Below are 24,528 nucleotides of genomic sequence, written 5' to 3'. Positions count from 1 at the left end.
GTTACCTCGCAATGGAAAAGCCGGCCTTGATGGCCAGGGCTGCTACCGTAAGAGCCGGATTGACCGCAGCCGATGTCGGCAGGACGGAGGCATCCGTGACGTACAGGTTCTCGACGTCGTGGCTGCGGCAATCCAGATTGACGACCGAGGTTTTCGGATCGTTGCCCAAGCGTGCAGTGCCGCATTGATGAGACGTCGTTTTCCGACCAAACGTATGCGTCAGCACGATTGGAAAGCCCGCCTTTCGCATGGCAGCGCGGGTCTTCTTGATCAATGCCTCGTGCGCCCGCATGTTCGAGCGAACCCAATTCATGACAATTCGGCCGTCGCGCACCATTACCCGGCTCTCCGGGTTTGGCAGGTCCTCGCTCGTCAGGAACCAGCCGTAGGCGTAGCGTGCAAGGACCCTGGTAAACCAGGCGGGAGCCGGAACGCGGAAATTGGCCTTCAAGATGTTGCCGGTGATGTGCCCAAGCAGTTGGACGTTGCCGAGCGGAAAACCGAACTCATTGTCTTCGTTATAGAAGTCGTTGAAGGTGATCGTCTTTTGGTAGACGCTTGTGTTGGGCGCAAGCGGATCGATCGTCAGCATTGCGCTTGTATTGTGGTTCATGAAGTTGCGGCCGAGTTGGTCGGAACTATTGCCGAGGCCGGTCGGGTGCGCGCTGTTGGCCGATCGGAGCAACAGGGCTGCGGACTGCACCGCCCCGGCGGCCACCGCGAAAGTATCCGCCGAAATCCGTTGCTCAACGCCATCTTTGGTGAAGATGGCCGCGACGACCTTTCTCCCGCTGCCGTCGGTCTCCAAGCGCGATACGTTGGCACCCGTTATCAGGCTGACGTTTTCATGCGCCAAGGCGCGCGAAAGGGGCCCGACTTCCGCGTCGATCTTGCCTTGCCCTGTGTTCGGGAACGCATCCCATCCGGTTTTCGCGCGCCGGAGCCAGGCTTCGATGTCGATCGCGAGCGGCAGGGGCGAGGGATGAATGCCCGCCTTTTCAAGCCGCTTGCGCACGGCAGCGATTGCCGGTTCGTCGGGAACGGGCGGATAGCCATAGGGCTGCGAGTGGGGTGGTTCCGTCGGATCGTCTCTGGTGCTTCCGCGCACCTGGAAGACCGCTTCTGCCGCATCGTACCACGGTGACAATTCGTCGTAGGAGATCGGCCACCCCGGCGATGCCCCGTCCATGTGGCTTCGCGGAAGAAAATCCTCCTTGCGGTAGCGGAACATCACCGCACCGAAGAACTTCGAGTTTCCGCCCACGTAATAGTAGTTCCCGGGCAGGAAGCTCTGTCCGTCTGTCCCGTACCACTCCTCGGTGTTGCGATAGTATCCCTTCTGGAAGATCTCGATGTCGTCTCTGGCTTGGGGGGCATCAAGCAAGAAATCACCCCTCTCGAGGATGACGATGCGCCGGCCGGACGGTGCGAGGCTTGAGGCAAGCGATGCTCCGCCGATGCCGGATCCTATGATGACGATGTCAGCGGTCTGTGCCATTGCTTGTACTCAATCGATGCGCGTTTCGGTGTCAGCGTCAAAAAGAACGATCTTGGACGTGTCGATCGACAAGGCGGCCTCGCGACCAGCATCGACCTGCTTGGGCGGCAAGCGGGCCGTTACTTCGACCCCGCCAAGGTGAAACACGACGAGGGTGTCCGGACCCGTGGGCTCGACAACGTCGACATTGACGGCAAGCATCGCAGCCGCCCCTCCGCCGGCGACCGAGAAGTTCTCCGGCCGGATACCGACCAAAACCTTCTTTCCGGCATACTTGCGGGCCGCCTCGGCCGACAGCGGAATGCCGGTAATCCTGCCGGGCGGTTTGCCCGCGATATCGACTTTCGCCGTCACATTGTCGCCCTGGACCTCCAGAACACCGGGCACGATGTTCATGGCCGGCGAGCCGACAAACCGCGCCACATAGACGTTGGCCGGGCGGTCATAGACCGATTGCGGCTCATCCAGATGCTGAACCACACCGTCCTTCATGACAGCGACGCGCGTTGCGAGCGTCATGGCCTCGATCTGGTCGTGCGTCACGTAAACGATGGTCGTGCCAAGACGCTGGTGAAGGCGCTTGATCTCTGTCCGCATGTCGACGCGAAGCTTCGCATCAAGGTTCGACAGCGGCTCATCGAACAGAAACAGTTTCGGTTGCCGCACGATGGCGCGCCCCATCGCCACGCGCTGGCGCTGACCACCCGAAAGCTGCGACGGTTTCCGGTCAAGAAGATGCGTGATCTGCAGCAGGTCGGCGGCCGTCTTCACCGATTTATCCCGCTCGGCCTGCGACAGCCCCCGGATCTTCATGCCGAACTCGATGTTCTGGCGCACTGTCATCGTGGGATAGAGTGCGTAGGACTGGAACACCATGGCGATATCCCGGTCTTTCGGCGACAGGTGATTTACGACCCTTCCCGCAATGCGAATGTCGCCGCCACTGATGGTTTCAAGCCCGGCAATCATGTTGAGAAGCGTCGACTTTCCGCAACCGGAGGGGCCGAGCAACACCAGAAAGTCGCCGGTGCCTATTGATATCGAGACTTCCTTGAGAACCTCGAGGCTTCCGTAGGCCTTGCGAACACGATCGATTTCAAGAGTAGACATGGGATCAGCCTTTCACGGCGCCAGCGGTCAACCCGCGGACGAAGTAGCGTCCAGCGACGACGTAGACGAAGAGGGTGGGGATCGCGGCGATCATGGCAGCGGCCATATCGACGTTGTATTGCTTGCGCCCGGTGGTCACGTTGACGATGTTGTTGAGCGCAACGGTTATCGGACTGCTTGCCCCCGACGTGAACGAGACGCCGAAGAGGAAATCGTTCCAGATCTGGGTGAACTGCCAGATGCAGGACACAACGATGATGGGGATCGACGTCGGAAGGATGACGCTCCAGAAAATCCGGAAGAACCCCGCTCCATCCACCATGGCTGCCTTGGTCAATTCGTCTGGAAGTGACACGAAGTAGTTTCGGAAGAAGAGGGTCGTGAAGCAGATGCCATAGGCGACGTGCACGCAGATCAGGCCCGGAATGCTGCCCGCCAGCCCGAGAATGCCAAGGGTGCGTGCCATCGGGATCAGGACCGCCTGGTACGGCAGAAAGCAGCCAAACAGGAGCAGGCCGAACACGAAGTTTGCGCCGGGAAACTTCCACTTCGTCAGGATGTAGCCGTTGATGGCGCCTATCCCCGTTGAAAGGATGACCGAGGGGACGACCATCAGCAGCGAGTTCACGAAGTAGGGCTTAAGCCCTGTGCACTCGGTTCCGATGCATGCCTGCGACCAGGCCGCACGCCAGGCGTCCAGGGTCACGGTCTTCGGAAAGCCGATGAAGGAGCCTGCGTAGATTTCGTCGAGCGACTTGAGAGACGTCACGACCATGACCCACAAGGGTATCAGGTAGATCAGCGCTACCGTGAGAAGGCAGCCATAGATCGCCAACCGTCCCAGGCGCGCCTTTCCGGATTGTGAAAGTGCTTCAGCCATTGTTGCGCTCCCGAAGTTCGGAATAGAGGTACGGCACAATGATCGCCGCGACCGTCATCAGCATCATCACGGCGCTGGCAGCCCCCACTCCCATCTGGTTGCGGCGGAAGGTGGCAGCGAACATGAAGGTTGACGGCAGCTCGGTGGCAGCGCCCGGCCCGGCATTTGTGAGCGCCAGCACCAGGTCGAAGCTCTTGATGGCGATGTAGCTCAACAGCACGATGACGCTGAGCATTGCCGGACGCAGCATCGGAATGATGATCTGGCGATAGATGAGCGGAAGGCTCGCGCCTTCGATCTGCGCTGCCTTGATGACCGAGTTGTCGACCCCGCGCAGTCCCGCCAGGAAGATGGCCATCGCAAAACCCGAGGACTGCCAGACGCCGGCGATAACGACCGTGTAGATCGCCATCTGGGGATCGGTGATCCAGTCGAAGCGAAACGTCTCCCAGCCGAGGTCGTTGACGACCTTCTGTATGCCGAGCCCCGGATTCATGATCCATTTCCAGGCCGTTCCGGTCACAATGAACGAGAGCGCCATTGGGTAGAGGTAGACCGCCCGCAAAGCCCCTTCGGCGCGGATGTTCTGATCGAGCAGGATGGCCAGGAGGAGGCCAAGAGCCGTCGATAGCGCCAGAAACAGCGCGGAGAAGATGAACAGATTGGCTACCGCAGTGTGCCACCGCGGCGTCGCCCACAGGCGCACATACTGCTCCAACCCCACGAAGTCGTAGACAGGCACGAACTTCGAGGAAGTGACGGAAATCAGCCCGGTCCAAAGAATGAACAAGTAGACTGTAATGACGACGATCAGCAGGCTGGGAGCAACGACAAGGCGTGGAAGCCAGCGTGCCAATCGTGAGGACATGCGCTTGGAGGCGCTCATGGATCTGCTCCGATGGCGAATTCAACGGTCGGGCCGGGTTGTGACACCCCGGCCCGCTCTCAAGGCGAGTTCGGGTTAGCGGGCGTTGTCGATGCCTTCGACCAGCATCTTGACCGCGTCGTCGGAGCTCATGTTGCCAACGAAGAACTGCGCGGCGACGTCGCTGAAGACAGCGGCGAACTCCGGCTTCGCAGCGAAGCCATGGGTCATGGCACCTTGCATACTGCCTTTCTCGATCGCCGCCGTCCGCTCGCTGTAACCGAGCTTCGCGCAATCATCGAATTCGTCGACCGACACATCGATACGTGCAGGAATCGAACCCTTGATAAGGTTGAACCCCTTCTGAACCTTCGGGTCCATGATCGTTTCGGCAAGGGCCACCTGGGCCTTTTGCAGGTCCTCGTCCTTCACTGTGAACATTCCGAAGCTGTCGATGATGTACTGGAAAGCGGTGACTTGGCCGGGCGTCGCAAAGCAGTAGAAATCCTTGTTCGGCTTCAGGCCCTTTGCAAGGAACTCGCCCTTCGCCCAGTCGCCCATGAACTGCATGGCGGCTTCGCCATTGATGACCATGCCCGTGGCAACGGCCCAGTCGCGACCGACGAAGTTGTCGTCGACCAGACCGCGCACCTCGCGCAAGGTGTCGAACACCTTTGCCATTTCGGGGCTGGCGAGCGTCTGCGGGTCCAGATCGATGGCTGCCTTCTGGTAAAACTCGGGACCGTTGATATCCGACAGGAGAGCGTCGAAGATGATGCCGATCTGCCAGGGCTCGTCGCCCATCGCGATCGGGACGACACCCTTTTCCTTGAGCTTCTTGCCCGCGTCGATGAGCTCCGCCCAATTCTTGGGAACCGAAACGCCGGCATCGTCAAAGAGCTTCTTGTTGGCCCAGACCCAATTCTGCCGGTGCATGTTGATCGGCGCAGCGATGAATGCGTCGCCCGATGTCACGAAAGGCAGAAGCTGCGGAGCGAGCGCTTCGCGCCACCCACCTGCCGCTGCAAGATCGTTCAGGTCACGCACGACACCCTGCTCTGCCCATTGCACGCCCTCCCAGCCGAGGAACTGCATCGCCCCCGGCGGATTGCCGGCGGTAAGCCGCGCGCGCAGAGCTTGCTGCGCGTTCGCGCCGCTTGCTCCGCCGACGGCGGAATCCTTCCATTGGAAGCCCTTGGCTTCGAGGTCCTTGCGGATCACGTTCAAGGCGTCAACTTCACTTTGCGAGACCCAGTGATGAAGAACCTCGATCGACCCTTCGGCACGTGCTCCCACCGGAACAAGCATCGTCGCAGCGACAAGGGCGGAAAAAAACTTTGACATATGGATAGTCCTCTCTGGTTGGTTTTAGATCGCCGGCCCTTCACAGGCTCTTGGGCGAAGGCATTAGCTGGGGTCAGCAGGCATCGCGTATCCGACGTTCTTTCGGCCGTAGCGACGGACGCGGATGTTTGCCTGTTCGGCATGCCCGGCGAAGCCTTCCATGAGGCAGAGCCTGGAGCCGTATGCACCGATCATGGCCGACGCCTCATCGGTGAGAATCTTCTGATAGGTGCAGGTCTTGAGGAATTTCCCGACCCATAGGCCACCGGTATAGCGGGCGGCCTTGTTGGTCGGCAGCGTGTGGTTGGTGCCGATCACCTTGTCCCCGAAAGCGACATTCGTGCGTGCGCCGAGGAAGAATGCGCCGTAGTTCTTCATGTTGTTCAGGAAGTAGTCGGGATCCCTCGTCATGACCTGGACATGCTCGGAGGCGACCCGATCGCCTTCTGCGACCATCTCTTCGAGGGTGTCGCAGACGATGATTTCGCCGTAATCTTCCCAGGCCTTGGCAGCCACTGCGGCGGTCGGCAGGATCTTCAGCAGGCGCTCGATTTCCGACAACGTTTCGCGGGCGAGCTTTTCCGAATTGGTTATGAGGACGGCCGGGGAGTTGGCGCCGTGTTCGGCCTGGCCGAGAAGGTCCGTCGCCACGATCTCACCGTCGACACTGTCGTCGGCAATGACGAGCGTCTCCGTCGGGCCGGCAAAAAGGTCGATGCCAACCTTGCCGAAGAGCAGGCGCTTGGCTTCGGCGACATAGGCGTTTCCGGGGCCCGCAAGCATATCAACAGGGGCAATGGTCTCGGTGCCATAGGCCATTGCGGCAATCGCCTGGACGCCGCCCAGGCAATAGATCTCGTCGGCCCCAGCAAGCGCCTGGGCAGCGACGATCTTTTCGGCGAGCTTCCCCTGGAAAGGAGGCGCGCAGGTGATAACCCGTTCGCATCCGGCGACACGAGCCGTAAGGACGGTCATGTGCGCAGATGCCAGCAGCGGATACTTGCCGCCTGGAACGTAGCAGCCGACGTTCTGGATCGGTACGTTCTTGTGGCCAAGGATCACGCCCGGCAGCGACTCAACTTCAATATCCAAGAGCGCAGCCTTCTGCGCCTCAGCGAACTTGCGGACCTGATCCTGCGCGAAATCGAGATCCTCGCGCTCCCGGCTCGTCAGCGAATTGATGCAGTTGGCAATTTCATCTTTTGTCAGGCGGTAGGATTCGCGGTCGAGCTTGTCGAATTGCACGGAGAGTTCGCGCACCGCCTTGTCGCCACCGGCCTCCACCTTTGCAAGCAGGGCCTCTACGGTCTTGGTGACTGAGCCGTCGGTGCTGCCGGTGACCGATGCCTGCGCGGTTTTAATGTGTCGTATCATGACAATAGCTCTTCGTTTGCGGAAGCACGACGCTCCGCGATCCGAGGGGATGTGGGATGGAATGGTGGGGTGCGGGCCGGAGCGCGCACCCCTTCTCAGTTACTTACAGATGCTGCTCACGTGCACGCATCTCGGCGTAGGCTGCCTGTTCCTTTTCGTAGTAGGCAGGCGACGGGAAGTCCCACCAGCCGGTGGCGAACGGTCCGGCTGCGTCGCGAGAGACGATGACCTCCACCAGCGCCGGGCCGCCGCACTCGAGCGCTGCCTTGAGGCTGCTTTCGAGATCCTCGTCCCTTTCGACCTTCCAGGCCGCAAGCCCGAATGCGCGGGCCGAAGCCGCGATGTCGGCCGAGTAGGGCGCGCCGTTTCCGGCGTGGTGATTGAATTCCGAGGCGATGTGGCGGCCCATGAACTTCCGCTGACCGCCACGGATCGACATGTATCCCTGGTTGTTGAGCACAAGGAAGACCGCGTTGATGCCGTTCATGACAGCCGTGCCCATTTCCGGCAGCGACATCATGAAATCCCCGTCGCCGACGATGGCGACCACCTGGCGATCCGGGCAAGCGAGTTTCGCGCCAAGTGCTGCGGGCACGGCCCAACCCATCGGCGAGTAGGAGCCTGACGTGAGGTGCGTGCGCGGCTCGTAGACCGGGAAGCTCTGTTTGACGGAGCCCTGGGTATTGCCGGAGCCGACCACGACGATGCCGTCCCTGTCGAGCACTTTGCGAAGCGCCATAAGCGGTCGCTGGGAGGTGAAGGGCGTTTCGCGGCTGTTCTCGCGCGGCTCGACCTGCGCGCGCCATTCCGCCTTTGCCTTCTGGACGTCGGAGAGGAACGTTTCGCGGCGCGACATCATCTTCTTGCTATCGGCGTCGGAAATCAGCGCGAGAATGGCTCCAAGAGCGACCTTGGCGTCCGAGACGATGCCAACCTCGGTTTCATAGTTCTTGCCGATCTCGCGTGGATCCAGGTCGATGTGGATCAGCTTGGCCGAAGGGATCGAGAAGGACACGCCCTTCGCATAGGACGATGCGGACCAGTCGGTAAACCGGCAACCAACCGAGACCACGACGTCGGCAGAGGCGGTGATCTTGTTTCCGCACGTCGTTCCGGTCTGGCCAACGGCGCCGATGAACAATTGATGGTCCTCGGAAATCGCGCCCTTCCCGTTCCAGGTGATGGAGACGGCCGCACCGAGCTTTTCGGCAAGGCTCGTCAATTCCTTGGACGCACCCGAAGTGATCGCACCTCCGCCGGCGACGATAACCGGGCGCTCGGCGGAAAGCAGGACCTTTACAGCTGCCTCGATCGCCTTCGGATCCGGGTAGGCAACGCCGATCGGCAAGCGCTTCTGAAGGGGATGGATGGCGACATCGGCCGTTTCGACCTGGACGTTCATCGGGACTTCGACGTGAACCGGTCCCGGGCGGCCGGTCAGCATCTCGCTAAACGCGCGGTGCATGATGCTTGGGAGAACTTCAACGGAATTGGCCTGCCAAGCGCGTTTGGTTACCTGTTCGGTGATGCGTGGGAAGGCGTTGTCTTGCTGGCGCTCGAGTTCCTGCATGGTGCCGTGGCCATGCATATAGGTCTGCGGCGAGCCGGAGACGTAAAACAGCGACGTCGAGTCACAATAGGCGGTTGCCAGGCCAATGATCGTGTTGGCCGCACCCGGTCCAACCGAGGTCGAGCAGGCCATGGGCTTGCCCGATGCACGATAGTAGCCGTCAGCCATGTGCACCGCGCTCTGTTCATGCATCACCTGGATGAACGGGATCTCAGAACCTTCCTGCAAAAAGGCATCGAAAAGCGACCAAATGCCATGTCCAGGCACACCGGCGACATATTCAACACCATATTCCTTCAGCGCTTTCGCGACTACCTGGCCACCTGTGAGCTTCATTGATCGACCCTCTGATTGTTATGTTTCTCAACGGGGAGGTATTCGGAAGTAAGCACCTACCCAACGATGGCACTATTCTCGACCAGATGGCGGAAGCTTCAAGTTCGCAGGAGTTGAATCACTGAAGCAAGGTGACGCACTCATGGTTTCCAAGTGCATCAAATACCCGACGGAGGGAAAGCCAACCTCATACAATGGTCGCCGAATTGCGCGGCCGTTGCTGCAAAGAGAGAGCGTGTTCCAGGCAGTCGCGTTCTCGGCCGAGGAACCAAGCATTTCGCAATATGAAGCGGAGATCACTTCAGTACGCATACTGAATCACAAAGGCGCGCACTTTTGTAACGAAATGCGATGTGGCTTCCTGTAAAAAAAGTAAATGCTTGGAAGGACATCCGACGTGCAGAACGCGACCAGAAACCTTGCCTTCGCCGACGAATTCATCGTCGCAAAGCTCGTTGAGAATGTGGTTGACTACGATGTAGACGACGCAGTGGTTGTCAATCTGAGCCCATCGGTCATGGTCACGGGCGATGAACACCCTGCGATCGTGCCGGCCTGGAAATCGACCTGGCTGAAGGGCGGAAAGATCAAGTCCGCCGAACGTGCCGCCCTTATCAAGGTCGTGAAGCCTACCAATCTTGGTGGCTGCATGTTCCGGGGTTGGGACTGGCTTGGAAATCGCATCCGGAGCTTTCCAAGAGATACTCCGCTCTACATCTCTGCGCAGGATGAGATCGGCAAGGTCTCTCTGGATCCCCGCGTCTTCACCAACGAACGCGCGACTTCGAAGGAAACCCAGGAGTTCACCCTGAAGCTAAATCTGTGGTGGTCGCCCGGCGATACGGATTGCTTCATCCACAACGAACACCCGTTCCTCGAAACCCATACGCAGATCCATGGCATTGGCCGGATGCAGAAATTCAAGCACCGCGATCAGACGACCATTTATGAGGACGTCCTGATGCCGATCGGATACTCGCATGACCCCTTCTGCCGCGTGACCGGCCACAACGAGTGGACGTATCCCTGGCATCGCTACTACGCCGACACCGACAGTGTGTGGCTCGCCATCGAGCTTCACCCATAGTCATCCTTGGTCGAGGATGAACTGGCGCACTAGGCGCGTCAGTTCATCTGGATCATGTCAGAACCATCCCCCAGATATTGCAGCGCTTCTCGCGGGATTGCAGGATCGTTGCGGTCCATAACCGTCAGGCTCTTCAGGTGTTCGCGGCGGAGAAGACCGGGGCCGCGGTAATGGAGGGCAACCTTGGTGGAGTACGGCTGGCGGAAAACATTTGCTGCGATCCCGCTCGATATCCCGAACATGAACTTCTTCGCGTTGCGCTTAACCTGGGCGTAGACGCCAAATGTCAGCTCGTTTGACTGAATTCCCTCGAAATCAGCCGTGAACAATCGATCGGCCACCGGAAAGCAGAAGCCGTAGTATTTGAAAACGTATTCCGTCTTTCTTGGATCGTCGAAGCTTGGAAATCTCTCCACACAGTAGTGCTGCAGGAATTCTTTGTTCTGATAGATGCAGAGGGCCGACCGCAGCACAAATCCCTTGTAGATGGAGGAATACTGGTATCGATCGTAGATACCGACAATATCGTTGTGGTCCGATTTGTTCTCGACGATCATGTTGGAAACAAACCGCGAGAACTCCGGCAGTTGTCGCGCGGTCTGCATGGCATGAAAAAAGTTTCCGTCAACAAGCGTGCGGAACTCATCCGGATCTGAAAACAAGATCGGCACGCTAAGGCCGAAGTAGTTGGCGATAATCCTCAGATTGGCGGCCGAAGGGATATGGGCTCCCGACAGGTACTTATTAAACTGTTGACGGTTGACGTTAATCTTCCGGCACACCGCAGCGACAGATCCGTGACGCTCGCAGAGCGTGCGGAGGTTTGCAGCCAATGCAGAACCGTCTTTCCCCAAATGTTCCATCCGGAAGCACTCTCCAATGTGAAGCAATATGAAGCGAACTATACTTCATCTTGCGAAGCACTTCAACAACTTGCGAAGTTGTGAACGAGCGCTCCTCCAGCCAATCTTTACACATCGAGTGGAAAGGATGCGGCGGTGACGTCTTCGAGAAAGCCAGGATGGTCGGTGATGGGGACTGGCACCATCGCCACGGAGCACATGGTGGCGGCGATCCGTTCGATCGGACATGAGGCTCGCTGGGTCGTCAGCCGGAACAAGGAGTACGCCAAGTTCTTTTCCGAAGACCTGAAGATCCCGCAAACGTCGACCGAAGCGAGCCAGGCGCTCAACGACCCGCTCGTCGATTTCGCCTATGTGAGCGCCGCCAGAGATCGTCGGAAGCACTACATATCGGCGGCCGCGGACGCACGAAAACACATACTTTGCGACGCTCCCATTTCCCACAGCAGCCGGATTGCAGGCGGACTGGTTGAGCAGTGCAGGGCAGCAGGCGTGGCGCTGGCGGTAAACCAGCCTTCTCGGGCCTCAATCGTCCACCAGACGATGAGGCGCCTCTCGATTGAGGGGCATATTGGGACACTTCAATCGCTCTTGATCGTCCGCGGCGCGCCTTATCACTCTCCGCCAAACCGAAGAAGCGAGGAATTGCCTTCTCAAGGCGAGCTCCTGCTTGACGTCTCTGTCGAAGACGTCGACCTGGCGCGCTTCTTGACGGGACAGGAGCCCATCGAAGTCTCGGCGCTGTCCGCAGCGCCGAACGTCGCGAGCAAGCAGCAAATCTCCTACGCAATGCGTCTGTCCGGAGGTGCGATGTTCCAGGCGTTCGAAAGCTATACCACCGCGGAAATCGAGAGCCTGGTCATGCTGGCCGGCGATCAAGGGGCCTTGATCGCTCAGGGCACTTTGAACGGAAAGGCGGGCACACTGACCCGGCGCGCAAACGCCCGCAACGAACTGGTTCCTGTCAGGGAAAGGGACCTACCTGCAACCACGATCGAAGGGTTTCTCGCCTCCACGCGAACCACTTGCGACTGGCTTTGTCGAGGCGACGACAACGTCATAGCCCTCAGGGCGGCCGAGGCAATCAAGGCCTCCAACAAGCGCCAGCGGACCGTACCTGTCCAATCCAAATAGTCCTTCAATTCAACTACAGGAATGAAAGCAATGACCACGCGAGACACGTTGATATTTCACTCCATGGCTTCGAAGTTCAACACGCTCTCGATCGATATCGATATCGCGCAAACCGTTGGCTTCGATGGCCTCGAAACTTCGGGATCGAAAATCGCAGCATTTCTCAATTCCGGTTTCACAGAGGACGATCTCAAGGGACGCCTCAAGGCCCTTGACGTTCCGGGCATCGGCTTTCTCATCGACCTCGAGCGCCAGGGAGCCGACCGGGAAGAGATGCTGCGAGAGGCGGAGGAACTCTGCAGGCTTGCGGTTGCGATCGGAGCGAAGGGCATCGAGGCCATTACCGGGCCGCTCGACCTACGGGCCTTCGAACCTGTTTCTGCTCAACGCTACCCCGCACTTTATCGCGGCCTGATCGATGCGCCGAGCGAGACCCAGATCACACTGACTGCAGAAAACCTGCGTGCCGTCGCTGATGTTGCGGCAAAGTACGGGCTGATCGTATATCTGGAATCTCTCTCCTGGACTCCGCTCAACACGATGGACGCCCAACTGCAGATCATCGAGGTTTGCCGGCGAGACAACGTCCGCCTGGTCATCGATTTCTGGCACGCATATACCTCTGGGGACACACCGGATCGAATTGCGCGTCTCGACAAGGATCTCATCTACGGCGTGCATGTGTGCGATTCCCTGCAGTACCACGGGGGACTACCGAATGAAGCGTTGCTCCGCGACGTGCCGACGGGAAAAGGAGTCCTCGACCTGCAAAGTTGGGTCGACGCCGTAAAGGCAACGGGGTATCGCGGCTGGTGGAGCTGCGAACTCTTCTGCAATCGGCAGCATCAAGACAACAGCTACGACGTGGCGCGGGATCTAAAGACGCTGATGGAGCGAATGATCCTAGATTGATGAACGTGCCAATCGACGCTGGGCAGCATGCGGTTGAAACCCCGCATCATGCGTAGTGCTTCGAGCCCCTCATCTCTGGCTGAAATTTCGCGGCCAAGCGCTTCAGGTAGACCGTGCCCAAGGAGATGACTCCAAATGAAAGTGCCACAAGCGCAAGACTGATGGTGAGGCTGGGGATCTGCGCAATAAACCCAAGCAAGGCCGGTCCAATCAACAGACCACTGTATCCAAGAGTGGTCACAATCGACATCGCGCGTCCGGCGGCATGCGAGCCAACTTTTCCCGCGGATGCGAATACGGCCGGGATCATGTTGGCGACACCGAAGCCGCAAATAGCCAGCGCCACCATGCCAACCACCACGTTGTGCGCGACGAGCATGGCAAGAACCGACAGCCCACAGACAATCCCGCCAAATCTGAGCATGTTCACGTGCCCCACCCGCTGCGTGACGATATCGCCGAGCAACCGGCCAAGTGCCATTGAGACTGAGAACGCCGCAAAAGCATAGGCACCGACGCTTTCAGAGGCACCCAAGGTTCCCACCATGTAAACTGCGGACCAGTCAATGATGCCTCCTTCCGCAAGAAAGGCCAGAAAGCCAATGGCGCCAAACGTCAATACAAGCACCCTTTGCTGTCTGCTGAGCGAAGGATTGGCTGCGGAAATTGTGCCTTTGGCGGGCGGTATCGCTATTTCGTCCGTCTCGTGGTCGATGATACGGGAGGTGAGCGCGGTGATGACGACAAGGACGCCAGCCCCTCCCAAACACGCGTGGATCTGTCCGCCGAAGGACAAGACGACTCCAACCAGGAAGGCACCGACAATGTTGCCAATGCTGAACATCGCATGAAACGACGACATTAGGTGGCGACCCGATGCGCGCTCGATGTCGGAAGCCTCGATATTCATGGAAACATCGAGCGTCCCGAAGCCCGTGCCCGCAACCACGATAAGAGCGCCGACGGTGAGCAGCCCGTCGACGAAAGGGGTCGCAAAGATCGAAACACCGAACACAAGGCTGCCGCCGAGACTAAGCAGATGGCTGCTGCCGAGCCGGTCACTGACCCGCCCGATGTTTACCATCAACGCGATCGCGCCCAGAGCAAAGCAGAGCAAGAGAGCACCCAACTGCCCCTTGTCGATGTTCAGCTTGGCGGAAAGCAGAGGCAGACTCGCCGCCCAGGCACCGATGCCGACACCACCCGCAAGAAAGAAGAGAGCACAGCGAACCCGCCTCGATGTCGCAAGTGCGCGTAGGGAGAATCTGCTTGCGCTCATTTTGGTATCCCAGTTGGACAAGAAGCCAGGGTGCTCGACAACGAAAGGGTGTCCGGCGAGCTATGCCTTTGCGGCGGGCATCTTCTAGCAATCAACGAATGGGCAACAACTTCGCACTGCGCAAACACGTGGCGCAGGCTGACGCAACTCTCTCGGGGGCAAGCACGCATCTTTTGTGAGCGTGTGTTGCGTCTATCAGCGTCACCAAGCCGCCCTTTGCGAAATTGTCGATGTCTCGCCACGCCTTCAGTTTGGTGCTCGACGAAGCAATGCATCACTCTGAGAGGAGCAGTGGGAATGAATTGGTTGTCCTTGGTCGCATCGGTCTCAGCCACGCTTGCGGCGACATGCGCTTTTGCCGCGGAGAGCAAAGTCCGCATCGAGGACGGCGGACGCGGAATAGTCGGCGTGCTCAACATACCCGATGGTGCCGCAGCCCCGCCGGTGGTCTTGATGCTCCACGGTTTTACTGGCCAGAAGGACGAATTCCCGATCGTATCTTCCCAAGCCGGCTTGTTTGCGCACACGGCGAAGCGATTGGCCGAGATCGGCATCGCCAGCTTGCGGATCGATTTCCATGGCTCAGGCGAAAGCGACGGAAAGTGGGAAGAGACCACATTCTCGGGGCAGATACAGGATGCGGTCCTTGCGTTCGACTACCTTCAAGCTTTGAGCTCGATCGACACCAGAAAAATCGGGATACTGGGATACAGCCAGGGTGGCCTCGTCGGCGGCCACTTGGCTGCGAAACGTCCCGAGGCTTCCGCTGTCGTGCTATGGGCCCCCGTGACGAACCCGCTTTCGACCTACAGCACGATCATGGGACGCGAAACTGTTCAAGGTGCGCTTGCGCAATCGCCCGACGCCATCGTGACGGCGAAACTCTCCTGGGGCGGAGAGACCAAGTTGAAAGCGGCCTTCTTCCAGGAGTTGCCGACTGTCACGCCGGTAGGAGCCATAGGCAAATACCCGGGACCGCTGCGGGTGATCGTCGGAAAGCGCGAGACCATTGTGACGCCACAGCCGGCGGCCGGTCAGATTCTCCTCAACTATCATGAAGGGGTCGAGGACCTGGTCGAGATCGACTCCGACCACGATTGGAATGCTGGCACTACGACCCAAACCGTCGACGACCTGCTGATCCCCAAGAGCGCGGAATGGTTCCAACGGCACCTTTTGACTGAATGAGCATATCGCCCAATCCAACCGCTGGTAACGTTACACCTCCCGAGCGGTTGGCCAGCCGGTGGCAGCTATGCTGTCACCGGCGCCAAAGCCTTCACTGGTCATGGCGCGAGCCCGCCGGGGTTCCGAGGCGCCCACGCACCCCCTAGACCTCGACTCTCTCGCCCGTTGCTCGGTCGAAGAGGTGGATCTTTTCCGTCACGAAATGCACGCTGATGCGATCACCGACAGCGTGGCTGACCGCGCCCGATGTGCGGGCGACGACCCGCCCCTGCTCAGTTGCGAGAAGCCAGAGCTTCTCGTGCCCGAGGTTTTCCACCCCCTCCACCGTGCCGGCAACAGAAGGTCCCTCGCCCGTGCCGAGACCAACGTGCTCCGGGCGGATGCCGACCGTGAGGTCGGCCGGAAGATGGCTTGCGCCCGGAAAGCTGAGCGCACCGATGGAGACAGCAGCGCCGTTCGCGTGGCCGTCGAAGAAGTTCATCGGCGGCGAGCCGATGAACTTGGCGACGAACAGGTTGGCCGGACGGTGATAGACTTCTTCCGGCGTCCCGAACTGCATGAGGTTCGAGCGGCCAGCCTGCTTCAAGGGAGCGAGCACGGCGATACGGTCGCCCATCGTCATCGCCTCGACCTGGTCGTGGGTGACGTAGATCATGGTCGAGCCGAGTTCGCGGTGGAGCCTGCTTAGCTCGTAGCGCATGGCGGCGCGGAACTCCGCATCGAGATTGGAGAGCGGCTCGTCGAACAGGAAGACGGCCGGTTTGCGCACGATGGCGCGGGCAAGCGCCACGCGCTGCCGCTGGCCGCCCGACAGCGCGCCCGGCCGCTTGTGCAGGTGATCCTGAAGGCCGACCATGCGCGCAACTCCCGTAACACTTGCCTGGATCTTCTCCCTCGCTTCGCCGCGCAGCCGCATGCCGAAGGAAATGTTGTCGGCGACGGACATGTGCGGGAAGAGCGCATAGTTCTGGAACACCATGGCGACATCGCGCTTTGCCGGATCGACGTCATTGACGATGCGGCCGCCGATGGAGATCTGGCCCGAGCGTCCCTCCTCCAGGCCGGCGATCAGGCGAAGCGTCGTCGACTTGCCACAGCCGGAGGGACCGACGAAGACGACGAATTCGCCCGAACGGATATCAAGATCGAGATTGCGGACGACATCGACGGAGCCGTAGGAGATATCGATGCCCTGAAGGGAAACGGCGGACATGGCTTTTTTCCTTGATTGATCGGGTGCGGCTTACTTGACCGCGCCGAGGCTGAGACCCTGGACGATGCGTCGTTGCGCCAGGATGGCGAACAGGGCCATGGGCAGGATGATGATGATGGAGGCGGCCGACATCGCGCCCCAGTCAATTGAGGCGTAGCCGCGGAAACCGGCGACGGCGAGCGTGACGGTCTGAGCCTTCTCGAAGGTCAGAGCCAACGCGATAGTCAACTCGTTCCACATCTTGATGGAGTTGAGGATGACCGTTGCCGCGATACCGGGTGCTGCGATCGGCACGTAGATTGTCCAGATGATGCGCAAGGTGCTTGCGCCCTCCAACCTTGCGGCCTCCGCGAGCGCTTCGGGAATATCGGCGAAGAAGGCGCGCAGCAGCCAGATCGTGAAGGGCAGCGTGAACACCTGGTAGATCAGCGCCAGGCCGATCACCGTGTCGTAGAGCCCGACGGACTGGAAGAGCACGTACATCGGCACGATGAACAGGAACTCCGGCAACATGTAGGAGATCAGGAGCCAGATCAGGATCGTGCGCCTGCCGGGCACGCGCTTCCTGTTGAGATAATAGGCGGCGGGAATGCCGGCCGCGAGCGCCAGCACATTGCCGATGGCGCAGACGATGAGGCTGTTGAAGAACGCGCCTGAAAAACCGGTCGAGGACCAGGCTTTTCCGAAATTTTCCCAGACCGGGGAGAAGAGCCAGACCGGTGGCATCGCGAAGGCGTCGACGCGGTTCTTTAGCGCGATCGTCAGAATCCAGTAGATCGGGAACAGCGAAATGACCACGGCAACGAGGGCAACCGCGTAGGGCCAGAGGGCATGGCGAGAGGAAGAGGAGCGGCTCATGCCTTTTCTCCATCGTCAGTGTCGATCACCAGATAGATGATGCACAGGACCAGAATGATGAGCGAGAAAACGACGGCGATGGCCGCTGACTCGCCGAACTTGTAGGATTTGAAAGCCGTCTGGTAGGCGAGTGTCTGGACACTCTCGGTCGCCCGTAGCGGCCCGCCGCCGGTCGTGCCGAAAATGATGTCGAAGACCTTCAGCGTGTCGATGGTGCGGAAGATGATGACGGTGATCAACACCGGCTTCAGCATCGGCAGGGTGACGAAGCGGAACGTCTGGAATGGTGTCGCACCTTCCAGTCTTGCGGCCTCGAACGGTTCGGCAGGCAGGCTCTTCAACGCCGACGAGAGGATAATGAAGGTGAAGGCCGTCTGCCACCAGGTGTCGATCATGATGATGGAAGGCATCGCGGTCGGCACCGTACCGAGCCAGGCGGGACCGGGTATGCCGACAAGCGACAGCAGATAGTTGACGATGCCGAGCGTCGGGTCGAGCATGACTTTCCAGATCAGCGACACCGCGATGCCGGAGACCATCAGCGGCAGGATCATCAGCGTCCGGATCAGGCCCGCACCAATGCGGATGCGGTTGATGGCAAGTGCCAGGCCCAGTCCTAAAAAAGTCTCGATCACGACGGCGAAGACGGCGAAGTAGAAGGTGTTGAACAGCGCCTTAGGGAAACCGCTGCCCGACAGAATCCGCACGAAATTGCGCAGTCCTACGAACTTTGCTTCCGAGCCCCAGTTCCATTGGAGGAGCGACAGATAGCCGGAATAGATGACCGGATAGAGCGTTCCCGCGGCCAGAAGCACGAGGGCCGGCGCGATCAGCCAACGGATATGTTTTTCACGACGCATGGTCGATACGATCCTGCTTTCGGGAGAAACGGGGCCGGACGGTCCGGCCCCGGGAGGGTACGGACTATTGCAGCGTGTCTTCGACGTTCGTCTGAAGTTCGGCCACCGCATCCTCGGGCGTGGTGCCCTGGTAGATCTGGTGAATGGCGTCGACGACCAAGAGCACGACATCGTTCCAGCCTTGGCGGAAAACCGATGTCGGACGCGTGTGCTTCATCTGGGCCTTCACCGCGGAAACGTATCCGGCGTCGAGCGCCTTGACGTAGTCGGGATCCTCCCAGGACGTGTCGCGCGGCGCGCCGCCGGTCGCAACGCCGAGCGCCGCCGTCATCTTCTTGTTCGTCGCCCATTGCACGAAGAGCCAGGCAGCGTCCTTTTTCGGGGAGTTCTTGGCAATCGAAATGCCCCATGACCAATGGCCGCTGTAGCCGATATCCCCCGTGGACGCCGGTAGCGGCGCATAGCCTACCTTGCCGGCGATTGCCGAAGTCTTCGGATCCTCAAAGCCCGGACCGAAGACCGAAGCGTCGACGAAGAAGGCGGCATTACCCTGCGAGAAGAAGCGGCTCGCATCCTCCCAGCCATAGGAAAGCGCGCTCGGCGGACCGGCCTTGAGGAGGCCGGCATAGTAGGATAGCCCCTTGGCGACCCGCGGATCATTGAAGCGCGGCTTGGACCAGTCGCCATCGAACCAGATGTTATAGGGAAGGTTCGCCGGTTCGCTGCCCCAGGCGTCGAGCACGATGCCTGTCATCGTATCCACCAGCTCGGCCGAGCGTTTGCCGCGCATCGATGCGCCGAAGATCTTGCCCTCGCCCTTGGCGCTGATATCGTTTGCTGCAGCGATCAGCTCATCCATCGTCGCCGGCACCTTGCCGCCCAGATACTTTTCGACCAGATCCTTGTTGTAGAAGAGCGTGTAGGCTTCAAACGAGATCGGGATCGCATAGAGTTGCGGGTTCGGTTCTGCGACGGGGAAGGATGCGCCGGCGCGAAAACCTTCCGGATAGTCGGCGAGATTGTAGTCGGCATCCGTCTTGGCAGGATCGTCGAGATAGGGCGTCAGCGGCTCGACCACACCGGCCTCCCACTGGGTGTAAAGGGCCGAGTCCATCTGGATCATATATACGTCAGCGACGGATTCGGCCGAGCGCACCGCAAGGTTCATGCGATCCGAATAGAGATCCTCCGCAAATGCGTCGATCTTGACCTTGATTCCGGTCTCAGCCTCGAATTCCCCGACATGCTTGCGAAGCTCGGAGGTCCAAGGGTGTTCGCTGAGCAACACGGTGATCTGCTGACCGGACTGCTGCTTCCAGTCGATGGCGTATGCGCTGGTGGACAAGGCAGCGGCTGCGAACGCAGCCGCTAACGTGATGAATCCCCTTCGTTTCATGGCTCTGCTCCCGATTTGTTTTGGTTGCATGTAGTTATGTTGACCGCTTGACAACTTGTTACTACATGTTAAACAGTAGCTAACACAGGCTCAGATCGCTGTCCAGCCCCTTCTAAAAAGCTCTCCAAACGTGAGGCGAAGTCGGGCGGCCGCGCAAAAATCCGGCCCAGCGCCGTTCGGAGACAAGAGAAATGCCCACCGCAACCAAGGAATTTGACTATGTGATTGTTGGCGCCGGCTCGGCGGGCTGCGTGCTGGCCAATCGCTTGAGCGCGGATCCGGCCATTTCCGTCTGCCTCATTGAGGCCGGCCCGAGCGACCGCAGCATCTTCATCCAGATGCCGGCCGCACTGACCTTCCCGATCGAAAGCGACCGCTACAACTGGAAATTCGAGAGCGAGCCCGAGTCGGAACTTCATGGCCGCAGCATCGGCCAGGCGCGTGGACGCGGCCTTGGCGGTAGCTCCTCGATCAACGGCATGGTTTTCGTGCGCGGAGCAAGGCAGGACTACGACGGTTGGCGTGACCTCGGTGTCGAGGGTTGGGACTTTGACGACTGCCTTCCCTATTTCAAGAAACTAGAAAGCTTCGAGGGCGGCCGCGACCCGATGCGCGGCGGCGCCGGCCCGATCAGCGTCGTTCGCAGCAAGGCCGACCACCCGCTCTACCGCACCTTCCTTGCGGCCGGCCAAGAATTCGGTCTGCGCGACGCCGACGACTATAACAGCGGCGCGCAGGATGGCGTGCACATCACCCAGGCGACCATCCGCGATGGCGTCCGCTGCAGCACCAGTCTCGGCTACCTGACGCCGGCGAAGAACCGGGCAAACCTCACCGTGATGACCGGCTGCCTCGTTGAAAAGATCCTGCTTGAGGGCCGCGCGGCGGTTGGCGTCACGCTCGTTGAGCGCGGCGAGCGCCGAACGATCCGCGCAGCGCGCGAAACCATCCTGTCGGCCGGCACGGTCGGTTCGCCGCATCTGCTGATGCTTTCAGGCGTCGGCGACCGGGAAGCACTGAAGGAGCACGGCATCAGCAGCACCGCCCACCTTCCGGGCGTCGGCGGTGACCTGCAAGACCACGTCGTTGCTCCCTTGCGCTTCACGTCGCCGGGCGGCGTGTCCATACGCCGGCAGCTGAACATGGCTGGCAGGCTGAAGCTCGGCATTGAATGGCTGCTGTTCAAGCGCGGGCTGGGCGCCACCAACTTTTTCGAGGTCGGCGCCTTCTTCAAGTCCAGCGACACGATCGACTACTTCAACATGCAGCACGAGTTCCTGCCGTTCCTCGCTGATTTCCAGTCTGGCAAGGTGACGATCTCCGACGGTTTCCAGTATTTCGTCAGCCAGATGCGACCCCATAGCCGCGGTCGGATCACACTTCGATCCGCCGACGCGGCTGCAAAGCCGTCGATCCGTTTCAATTACCTTACCGATCGGCGCGACACGCTCGAAATGGTGGACGGTATCCGCAAGACGCTGGAAATGGCACACCAACCGGCTTGGGGTCGCTATCGCGGTCAGGCGGTCGACACACCGGATATCAAGGCGTCAGACGCCGAGATCGAGGCCTGGCTGCGCACCGTGGCCAACACGGAACACCACCCGACGAGCACCTGCCGCATGGGTTCCGACGACTTCGCGGTCACCGATTCCACTGGCCGGGTGCACGGATTGGAAAAGTTGCGCATTGTCGATGGTTCCATCCTCCCGCGCGTGCCGTCTGCCAACATCAACGCACCGATCATCATGGCGGCCGAAAAGATCGCCGCGACCATGACACGGCATTGAAGACAAGGCTGCACCCTGCAGGTGTGCTTGCCGACTTGTCTCGACATGTTAGAGACTAGCGGCTCGACCGCCTCAGGAGAAAGGAAGACCGATGACCGAGATGTGGCTGAAGAAGAAACCAATCCGCAAGAGCGGCGCTACGCCGATGTATGTGCAAGTCGCCGAAATCCTCGACAATGAGGTGAAGGCGCGCAACGGCGCACATTTCGCCCTGCCCTCCGAAGGCGAACTGTCGCGCGAGTTCGGCGTATCGCGCGTCACCGTTCGCCAGGCGCTCAAGCAACTGGAGACCCGCGGCGTCATCTACAGCGAACACGGCCGCGGTTACTTCAGTACCGCTTCGCGCATGAAGGGTGTCTCCGGCTTCCACAGCTTCACGACGGAAGTCCGCAAACTCGGCGCCGAGCCTGGCTCGACTATCGTTGCCTACGAGGAGGGCCAAGCCCTGTCACCCGCCTTCCGCAAGCATCTCCAGACGGCTGGCGAAAGCGGTCCGGATTTCCTCTTCCTGCGTCGAGTACGCAGCATCGATGGCAATCCGGTAGCACTCGAGGATGCATACCTGCCGGCAGCGCTCTACCCATCGGCGACGCGCGCGACGTTCGAAGGTGCCTCGCTCTATGCGGAAATGGCAGCGACCTGGGGCATCGTTCCGACCTGGACCGACGCACTGTTCGAGCCGACATCCGCGACGGAGGAAGAGGCCGGCCATCTGAAAATTGAACCGGGTGCGCCGGTGCTCACCGTCTGGCGTGTCACCGTAACCGACACCGACCAGGCCGTCGAATATGTGAAGTCCGTCTACAAGGGCGACGGCTTCATGCTGAGCGTCAACCGCTATCGTCTCTAGGAGCAGTCAGTGCCGGATCAGGATTTCGCAATCGGTATCGACATTGGCGGCGGCAGCACCAAGATCGGACTTGTCTCGGCAGGGGGTGACATCGTCGAGAGGCGTCGCATCGTCGTCGGCGACGCTGACGATGCCGATGTCATCGTCGACCACTATGCGGAAGCGATCCGGGAGATCATGGCCGCGCAGCCGCAGGCAAGACCGCGCGGGATCGGCATCGGCTTTCCGGGCCGCATCCATCCGGACAATCTCTCCGGCGATCTCGGCAATATCCCTGCCCTCGACGACTTTCCCCTGGCGGAACGCATCGGTGCACAATTTTTCCTCCCCGCCCGGATGGAAAATGACGGGACCGCGGCCGGCCTTGCGGAGGCAATGTTCGGCAAGGACAAGGATGCCGGACGTCTTCTGTTGATCGCGGCCGGAACTGGCATCGGCGTTGCCCTGACTGTCGACGGAAAACCCTTCATCACATCCGGCGGGGGTCTTGGGAACGCCGGACAGCTCATCATCTCCGGTAGCGAGGGCCAGCCCTGTCGTCAGGGATGCGTCGGATGCCTGGAATCGCTGGCATCCGGGGATGCGTTGAACAGCATCGCGCGACGCTATTGTATCGAGGTTCCCGACAGCGCGATCGCCGCAAGGGCACGTGAACTCGGGCGCGAAGCCGATGCTTCAGATGTCATCATGGCGGCGCTTGACGGCGATACCGCTGCAAGGGCGATGCTTGCCGATGTCGGCCGGTGGCTCGGCCGGGGTGCTGCAACCTGGGCGCAGATCTTCGCGCCGGATGTCATCCTGCTTGGCGGCGGCTTGAGTGCCGCCGGCGACCTCCTGCTAGCGCCGCTCGAACGTGAAGCCAGGCTTTGCGGCCTCGACATGTATCTCGCGCCAGTTCGATTCTCGCTCGCTTCGCTCGGCAACGATGCCGGCATCATAGGCGCCGCAGCCCAGATCTTTCTTATCCCCCAGGCATGATGGAGTTCCCGTGTCCCAATCCTATCTCGACGAAATCGCCGAACAGCCGGCCGCAATCCGCAAGCTGGCTCAGCTTGTAACGCCTGACCTCATCGAGAAGGTTCAGGCCATCCGTGCCGCGATCGATCGGGGCGACGTGCAGCACGTCATCCTTACGGGCATGGGCGGATCTCTGTACAGCGCCTATGGCACCTGGCTGCGGCTCAGCCAGTCGCTACCGGTTCCCGTGTCGCTTTGGGATACGTCCGAGCTAATCCAGCAGACGCCCGCCCTTTTGCGCTCCGGTGCGATGGTCATCGCCATCTCTCAGTCGGGTGAAAGCGTCGAGCTGTGCCGCATGACGGAATTGGACGCCGGTGTGAGCGTCAAGGTCGCAATTACCAATCCGCGTGACAACACGCTTTCGTGTTGGGCCACCCTATCGATGGCAACCGAGGTCGGCCCCGAGCAGACCGTTTCGACCAAGACCTATACCGCTGGGCTTGCGGCCCTCTACATCCTTGAGCGCATTCTGACCGGTCACGCCGATGCGCTCGCCGAAGAGATTGCGACGCTCGCCGGCGCCGTCGATGCACTCCTTGCCTCCCTGCCCGCAAAACTCGACGAGATGCTGGCCTTCCTCGGCCACGACGCTCCGCTGACCTTCGTCGGCCGCGGTGCAAGCTTTGCCAGTGCTGCAATGGCAGCCCTGGTCACCGCGGAAGCGGCAAAGGCACCGACGCAGGCGCTATCCGGGGGCCAATTTCGCCATGGCCCGCTGGAACTGGTCCGCGAGGGTTTCCGTAGCGTGATGTTCCTCGGTGGCCCGGGTGCGACACTCGATCTCAACTTGAGGACTGTGGCCGATATCACCCGCCTCGGAGGCGGCTGCCTTGTCATCGCCCCCACGAACGCGGCAGCGGAACCCTCCAGTCACGGTCTGGTCCTGCCTCTTCCGACCGTTGCCGAAGGATTGCTCCCCGTATTGGAAATACTTCCCATTCAGCTGTTGATGGTCCCCATGGCCCTTGCCCGAGGCTTTGAGCCCGCAAAGTTCCTCAACGGCTCGAAGATCACTGTGATCGAATAGGAGATGAGGGAGCCAAATGCTGCGTCCAGCGGCCCCTTCCGACCGTGATTTGGTGCGGGACGGATCAAGCTGCC

Annotated in this window: 21 protein-coding genes; 8 read left to right on the top strand and 13 right to left on the bottom strand. The window is 60.2% G+C overall.

Going from position 1 to position 24,528, the window contains the following annotated elements; all coding sequences use genetic code 11:
- Position 1: 1 nt before the first annotated feature.
- From PWG15_RS33630 to PWG15_RS33600, 7 genes are all read right to left on the bottom strand, one after another.
- Positions 2-1,498 (bottom strand): GMC oxidoreductase, encoded by a 1,497-nt coding sequence (locus PWG15_RS33630; RefSeq protein ID WP_275027799.1) that lies wholly within the window; start codon positions 1,496-1,498, stop codon positions 2-4.
- A 9-nt stretch (positions 1,499-1,507) separates the two neighbouring features.
- Positions 1,508-2,608, bottom strand: coding sequence for an ABC transporter ATP-binding protein (locus PWG15_RS33625; RefSeq protein WP_275027798.1), 1,101 nt, complete (start codon positions 2,606-2,608; stop codon positions 1,508-1,510).
- A gap of 4 nt (positions 2,609-2,612) precedes the next feature.
- Positions 2,613-3,488: a carbohydrate ABC transporter permease gene (locus PWG15_RS33620; protein ID WP_275027797.1), complete on the bottom strand. Its 876-nt coding sequence runs from the start codon at positions 3,486-3,488 to the stop codon at positions 2,613-2,615.
- Positions 3,481-4,374, bottom strand: coding sequence for a carbohydrate ABC transporter permease (locus PWG15_RS33615; RefSeq protein WP_275027795.1), 894 nt, complete (start codon positions 4,372-4,374; stop codon positions 3,481-3,483). The genes PWG15_RS33620 and PWG15_RS33615 overlap by 8 nt, the downstream gene beginning before the upstream one ends.
- 75 nt (positions 4,375-4,449) lie before the next feature.
- A complete protein-coding gene (locus PWG15_RS33610) occupies positions 4,450-5,697 on the bottom strand; it encodes an ABC transporter substrate-binding protein (protein ID WP_275027794.1) in 1,248 nt (415 codons plus the stop codon).
- Between the two features lie 63 nt (positions 5,698-5,760).
- Positions 5,761-7,071, bottom strand: a complete 1,311-nt coding sequence (gene hisD / locus PWG15_RS33605; RefSeq protein ID WP_275027792.1) for a histidinol dehydrogenase — start codon at positions 7,069-7,071, stop codon at positions 5,761-5,763.
- 103 nt (positions 7,072-7,174) lie between these two features.
- Positions 7,175-8,977, bottom strand: a complete 1,803-nt coding sequence (locus PWG15_RS33600; RefSeq protein WP_275027791.1) for a thiamine pyrophosphate-binding protein — start codon at positions 8,975-8,977, stop codon at positions 7,175-7,177.
- Positions 8,978-9,374: 397 nt separating this feature from the next.
- On the opposite strand from PWG15_RS33600, the gene PWG15_RS33595 reads away from it, so the two are divergent.
- Entirely contained in the window at positions 9,375-10,064 is a 690-nt protein-coding gene (locus PWG15_RS33595) for a hypothetical protein (protein WP_275027790.1), read from the top strand.
- Positions 10,065-10,102: 38 nt separating this feature from the next.
- Here the strand turns inward: PWG15_RS33595 and PWG15_RS33590 are convergent, their stop codons facing one another.
- On the bottom strand, positions 10,103-10,927 hold the full coding sequence (locus PWG15_RS33590) for a helix-turn-helix domain-containing protein (protein WP_275027789.1): 825 nt from the start codon (positions 10,925-10,927) through the stop codon (positions 10,103-10,105).
- 198 nt (positions 10,928-11,125) lie between these two features.
- On the opposite strand from PWG15_RS33590, the gene PWG15_RS33585 reads away from it, so the two are divergent.
- Both PWG15_RS33585 and PWG15_RS33580 read left to right on the top strand, forming a co-directional pair.
- Positions 11,126-12,061 carry a Gfo/Idh/MocA family protein gene (locus PWG15_RS33585; protein ID WP_425536848.1) on the top strand — a complete coding sequence of 312 codons (936 nt, stop codon included), beginning with the start codon at positions 11,126-11,128 and terminating at the stop codon, positions 12,059-12,061.
- A 30-nt stretch (positions 12,062-12,091) separates the two neighbouring features.
- Complete coding sequence (locus PWG15_RS33580) at positions 12,092-12,973, top strand: sugar phosphate isomerase/epimerase family protein (protein WP_275027787.1); 882 nt, start codon at positions 12,092-12,094, stop codon at positions 12,971-12,973.
- Positions 12,974-13,019: 46 nt separating this feature from the next.
- On the opposite strand, the gene PWG15_RS33575 is transcribed toward PWG15_RS33580, so the two are convergent.
- Positions 13,020-14,252 (bottom strand): MFS transporter, encoded by a 1,233-nt coding sequence (locus PWG15_RS33575; RefSeq protein ID WP_275027786.1) that lies wholly within the window; start codon positions 14,250-14,252, stop codon positions 13,020-13,022.
- A 312-nt stretch (positions 14,253-14,564) separates the two neighbouring features.
- Between PWG15_RS33575 and PWG15_RS33570 the strand changes: the two genes are divergently transcribed.
- Positions 14,565-15,440, top strand: coding sequence for an alpha/beta hydrolase family protein (locus PWG15_RS33570; protein WP_275027785.1), 876 nt, complete (start codon positions 14,565-14,567; stop codon positions 15,438-15,440).
- A gap of 142 nt (positions 15,441-15,582) precedes the next feature.
- On the opposite strand, the gene PWG15_RS33565 is transcribed toward PWG15_RS33570, so the two are convergent.
- The 4 genes from PWG15_RS33565 to PWG15_RS33550 form a co-directional block, all read right to left on the bottom strand.
- The gene (locus PWG15_RS33565; protein ID WP_275027784.1) at positions 15,583-16,653 is read right to left on the bottom strand and encodes an ABC transporter ATP-binding protein; all 1,071 of its coding nucleotides are present in this window, start codon (positions 16,651-16,653) and stop codon (positions 15,583-15,585) included.
- A gap of 30 nt (positions 16,654-16,683) precedes the next feature.
- The gene (locus tag PWG15_RS33560) at positions 16,684-17,511 is read right to left on the bottom strand and encodes a carbohydrate ABC transporter permease (RefSeq protein ID WP_275027783.1); all 828 of its coding nucleotides are present in this window, start codon (positions 17,509-17,511) and stop codon (positions 16,684-16,686) included.
- Positions 17,508-18,371 (bottom strand): carbohydrate ABC transporter permease, encoded by an 864-nt coding sequence (locus PWG15_RS33555; RefSeq protein ID WP_275027782.1) that lies wholly within the window; start codon positions 18,369-18,371, stop codon positions 17,508-17,510. The genes PWG15_RS33560 and PWG15_RS33555 overlap by 4 nt, the downstream gene beginning before the upstream one ends.
- Before the next feature lie 64 nt (positions 18,372-18,435).
- Positions 18,436-19,767 carry an ABC transporter substrate-binding protein gene (locus tag PWG15_RS33550; protein ID WP_275027781.1) on the bottom strand — a complete coding sequence of 444 codons (1,332 nt, stop codon included), beginning with the start codon at positions 19,765-19,767 and terminating at the stop codon, positions 18,436-18,438.
- A gap of 191 nt (positions 19,768-19,958) precedes the next feature.
- On the opposite strand from PWG15_RS33550, the gene PWG15_RS33545 reads away from it, so the two are divergent.
- The 4 genes from PWG15_RS33545 to PWG15_RS33530 all read left to right on the top strand — a co-directional run bounded on the left by PWG15_RS33545 (position 19,959) and on the right by PWG15_RS33530 (position 24,454).
- The gene (locus tag PWG15_RS33545; protein WP_275027780.1) at positions 19,959-21,557 is read left to right on the top strand and encodes a choline dehydrogenase; all 1,599 of its coding nucleotides are present in this window, start codon (positions 19,959-19,961) and stop codon (positions 21,555-21,557) included.
- A 91-nt stretch (positions 21,558-21,648) separates the two neighbouring features.
- On the top strand, positions 21,649-22,407 hold the full coding sequence (locus PWG15_RS33540) for a GntR family transcriptional regulator (protein ID WP_275027778.1): 759 nt from the start codon (positions 21,649-21,651) through the stop codon (positions 22,405-22,407).
- A 9-nt stretch (positions 22,408-22,416) separates the two neighbouring features.
- Positions 22,417-23,385 carry an ROK family protein gene (locus PWG15_RS33535; RefSeq protein ID WP_275027777.1) on the top strand — a complete coding sequence of 323 codons (969 nt, stop codon included), beginning with the start codon at positions 22,417-22,419 and terminating at the stop codon, positions 23,383-23,385.
- 10 nt (positions 23,386-23,395) lie between these two features.
- A complete protein-coding gene (locus tag PWG15_RS33530) occupies positions 23,396-24,454 on the top strand; it encodes an SIS domain-containing protein (protein ID WP_275027775.1) in 1,059 nt (352 codons plus the stop codon).
- The last annotated feature ends 74 nt before the right edge of the window (positions 24,455-24,528 follow it).

It is taken from the genome of Ensifer adhaerens, from assembly GCF_028993555.1.
GTDB classification, from domain to species: domain Bacteria; phylum Pseudomonadota; class Alphaproteobacteria; order Rhizobiales; family Rhizobiaceae; genus Ensifer; species Ensifer adhaerens_I.
This window is presented reverse-complemented; position numbering and strand designations above follow the sequence as displayed.

What these genes read in the sequence shown, in the direction of transcription:
- PWG15_RS33630 (WP_275027799.1), bottom strand. Translation starts at nt 1,498, where the DNA reads ATGGCACAGACCGCTGACATCGTCATCATAGGATCCGGCATCGGCGGA.
- PWG15_RS33625 (WP_275027798.1), bottom strand. Translation starts at nt 2,608, where the DNA reads ATGTCTACTCTTGAAATCGATCGTGTTCGCAAGGCCTACGGAAGCCTC.
- PWG15_RS33620 (WP_275027797.1), bottom strand. Translation starts at nt 3,488, where the DNA reads ATGGCTGAAGCACTTTCACAATCCGGAAAGGCGCGCCTGGGACGGTTG.
- PWG15_RS33615 (WP_275027795.1), bottom strand. Translation starts at nt 4,374, where the DNA reads ATGAGCGCCTCCAAGCGCATGTCCTCACGATTGGCACGCTGGCTTCCA.
- PWG15_RS33610 (WP_275027794.1), bottom strand. Translation starts at nt 5,697, where the DNA reads ATGTCAAAGTTTTTTTCCGCCCTTGTCGCTGCGACGATGCTTGTTCCG.
- hisD (WP_275027792.1), bottom strand. Translation starts at nt 7,071, where the DNA reads ATGATACGACACATTAAAACCGCGCAGGCATCGGTCACCGGCAGCACC.
- PWG15_RS33600 (WP_275027791.1), bottom strand. Translation starts at nt 8,977, where the DNA reads ATGAAGCTCACAGGTGGCCAGGTAGTCGCGAAAGCGCTGAAGGAATAT.
- PWG15_RS33590 (WP_275027789.1), bottom strand. Translation starts at nt 10,927, where the DNA reads ATGGAACATTTGGGGAAAGACGGTTCTGCATTGGCTGCAAACCTCCGC.
- PWG15_RS33585 (WP_425536848.1), top strand. Translation starts at nt 11,126, where the DNA reads ATGGTGGCGGCGATCCGTTCGATCGGACATGAGGCTCGCTGGGTCGTC.
- PWG15_RS33580 (WP_275027787.1), top strand. Translation starts at nt 12,092, where the DNA reads ATGACCACGCGAGACACGTTGATATTTCACTCCATGGCTTCGAAGTTC.
- PWG15_RS33575 (WP_275027786.1), bottom strand. Translation starts at nt 14,252, where the DNA reads ATGAGCGCAAGCAGATTCTCCCTACGCGCACTTGCGACATCGAGGCGG.
- PWG15_RS33565 (WP_275027784.1), bottom strand. Translation starts at nt 16,653, where the DNA reads ATGTCCGCCGTTTCCCTTCAGGGCATCGATATCTCCTACGGCTCCGTC.
- PWG15_RS33560 (WP_275027783.1), bottom strand. Translation starts at nt 17,511, where the DNA reads ATGAGCCGCTCCTCTTCCTCTCGCCATGCCCTCTGGCCCTACGCGGTT.
- PWG15_RS33555 (WP_275027782.1), bottom strand. Translation starts at nt 18,371, where the DNA reads ATGCGTCGTGAAAAACATATCCGTTGGCTGATCGCGCCGGCCCTCGTG.
- PWG15_RS33550 (WP_275027781.1), bottom strand. Translation starts at nt 19,767, where the DNA reads ATGAAACGAAGGGGATTCATCACGTTAGCGGCTGCGTTCGCAGCCGCT.
- PWG15_RS33545 (WP_275027780.1), top strand. Translation starts at nt 19,959, where the DNA reads ATGCCCACCGCAACCAAGGAATTTGACTATGTGATTGTTGGCGCCGGC.
- PWG15_RS33540 (WP_275027778.1), top strand. Translation starts at nt 21,649, where the DNA reads ATGACCGAGATGTGGCTGAAGAAGAAACCAATCCGCAAGAGCGGCGCT.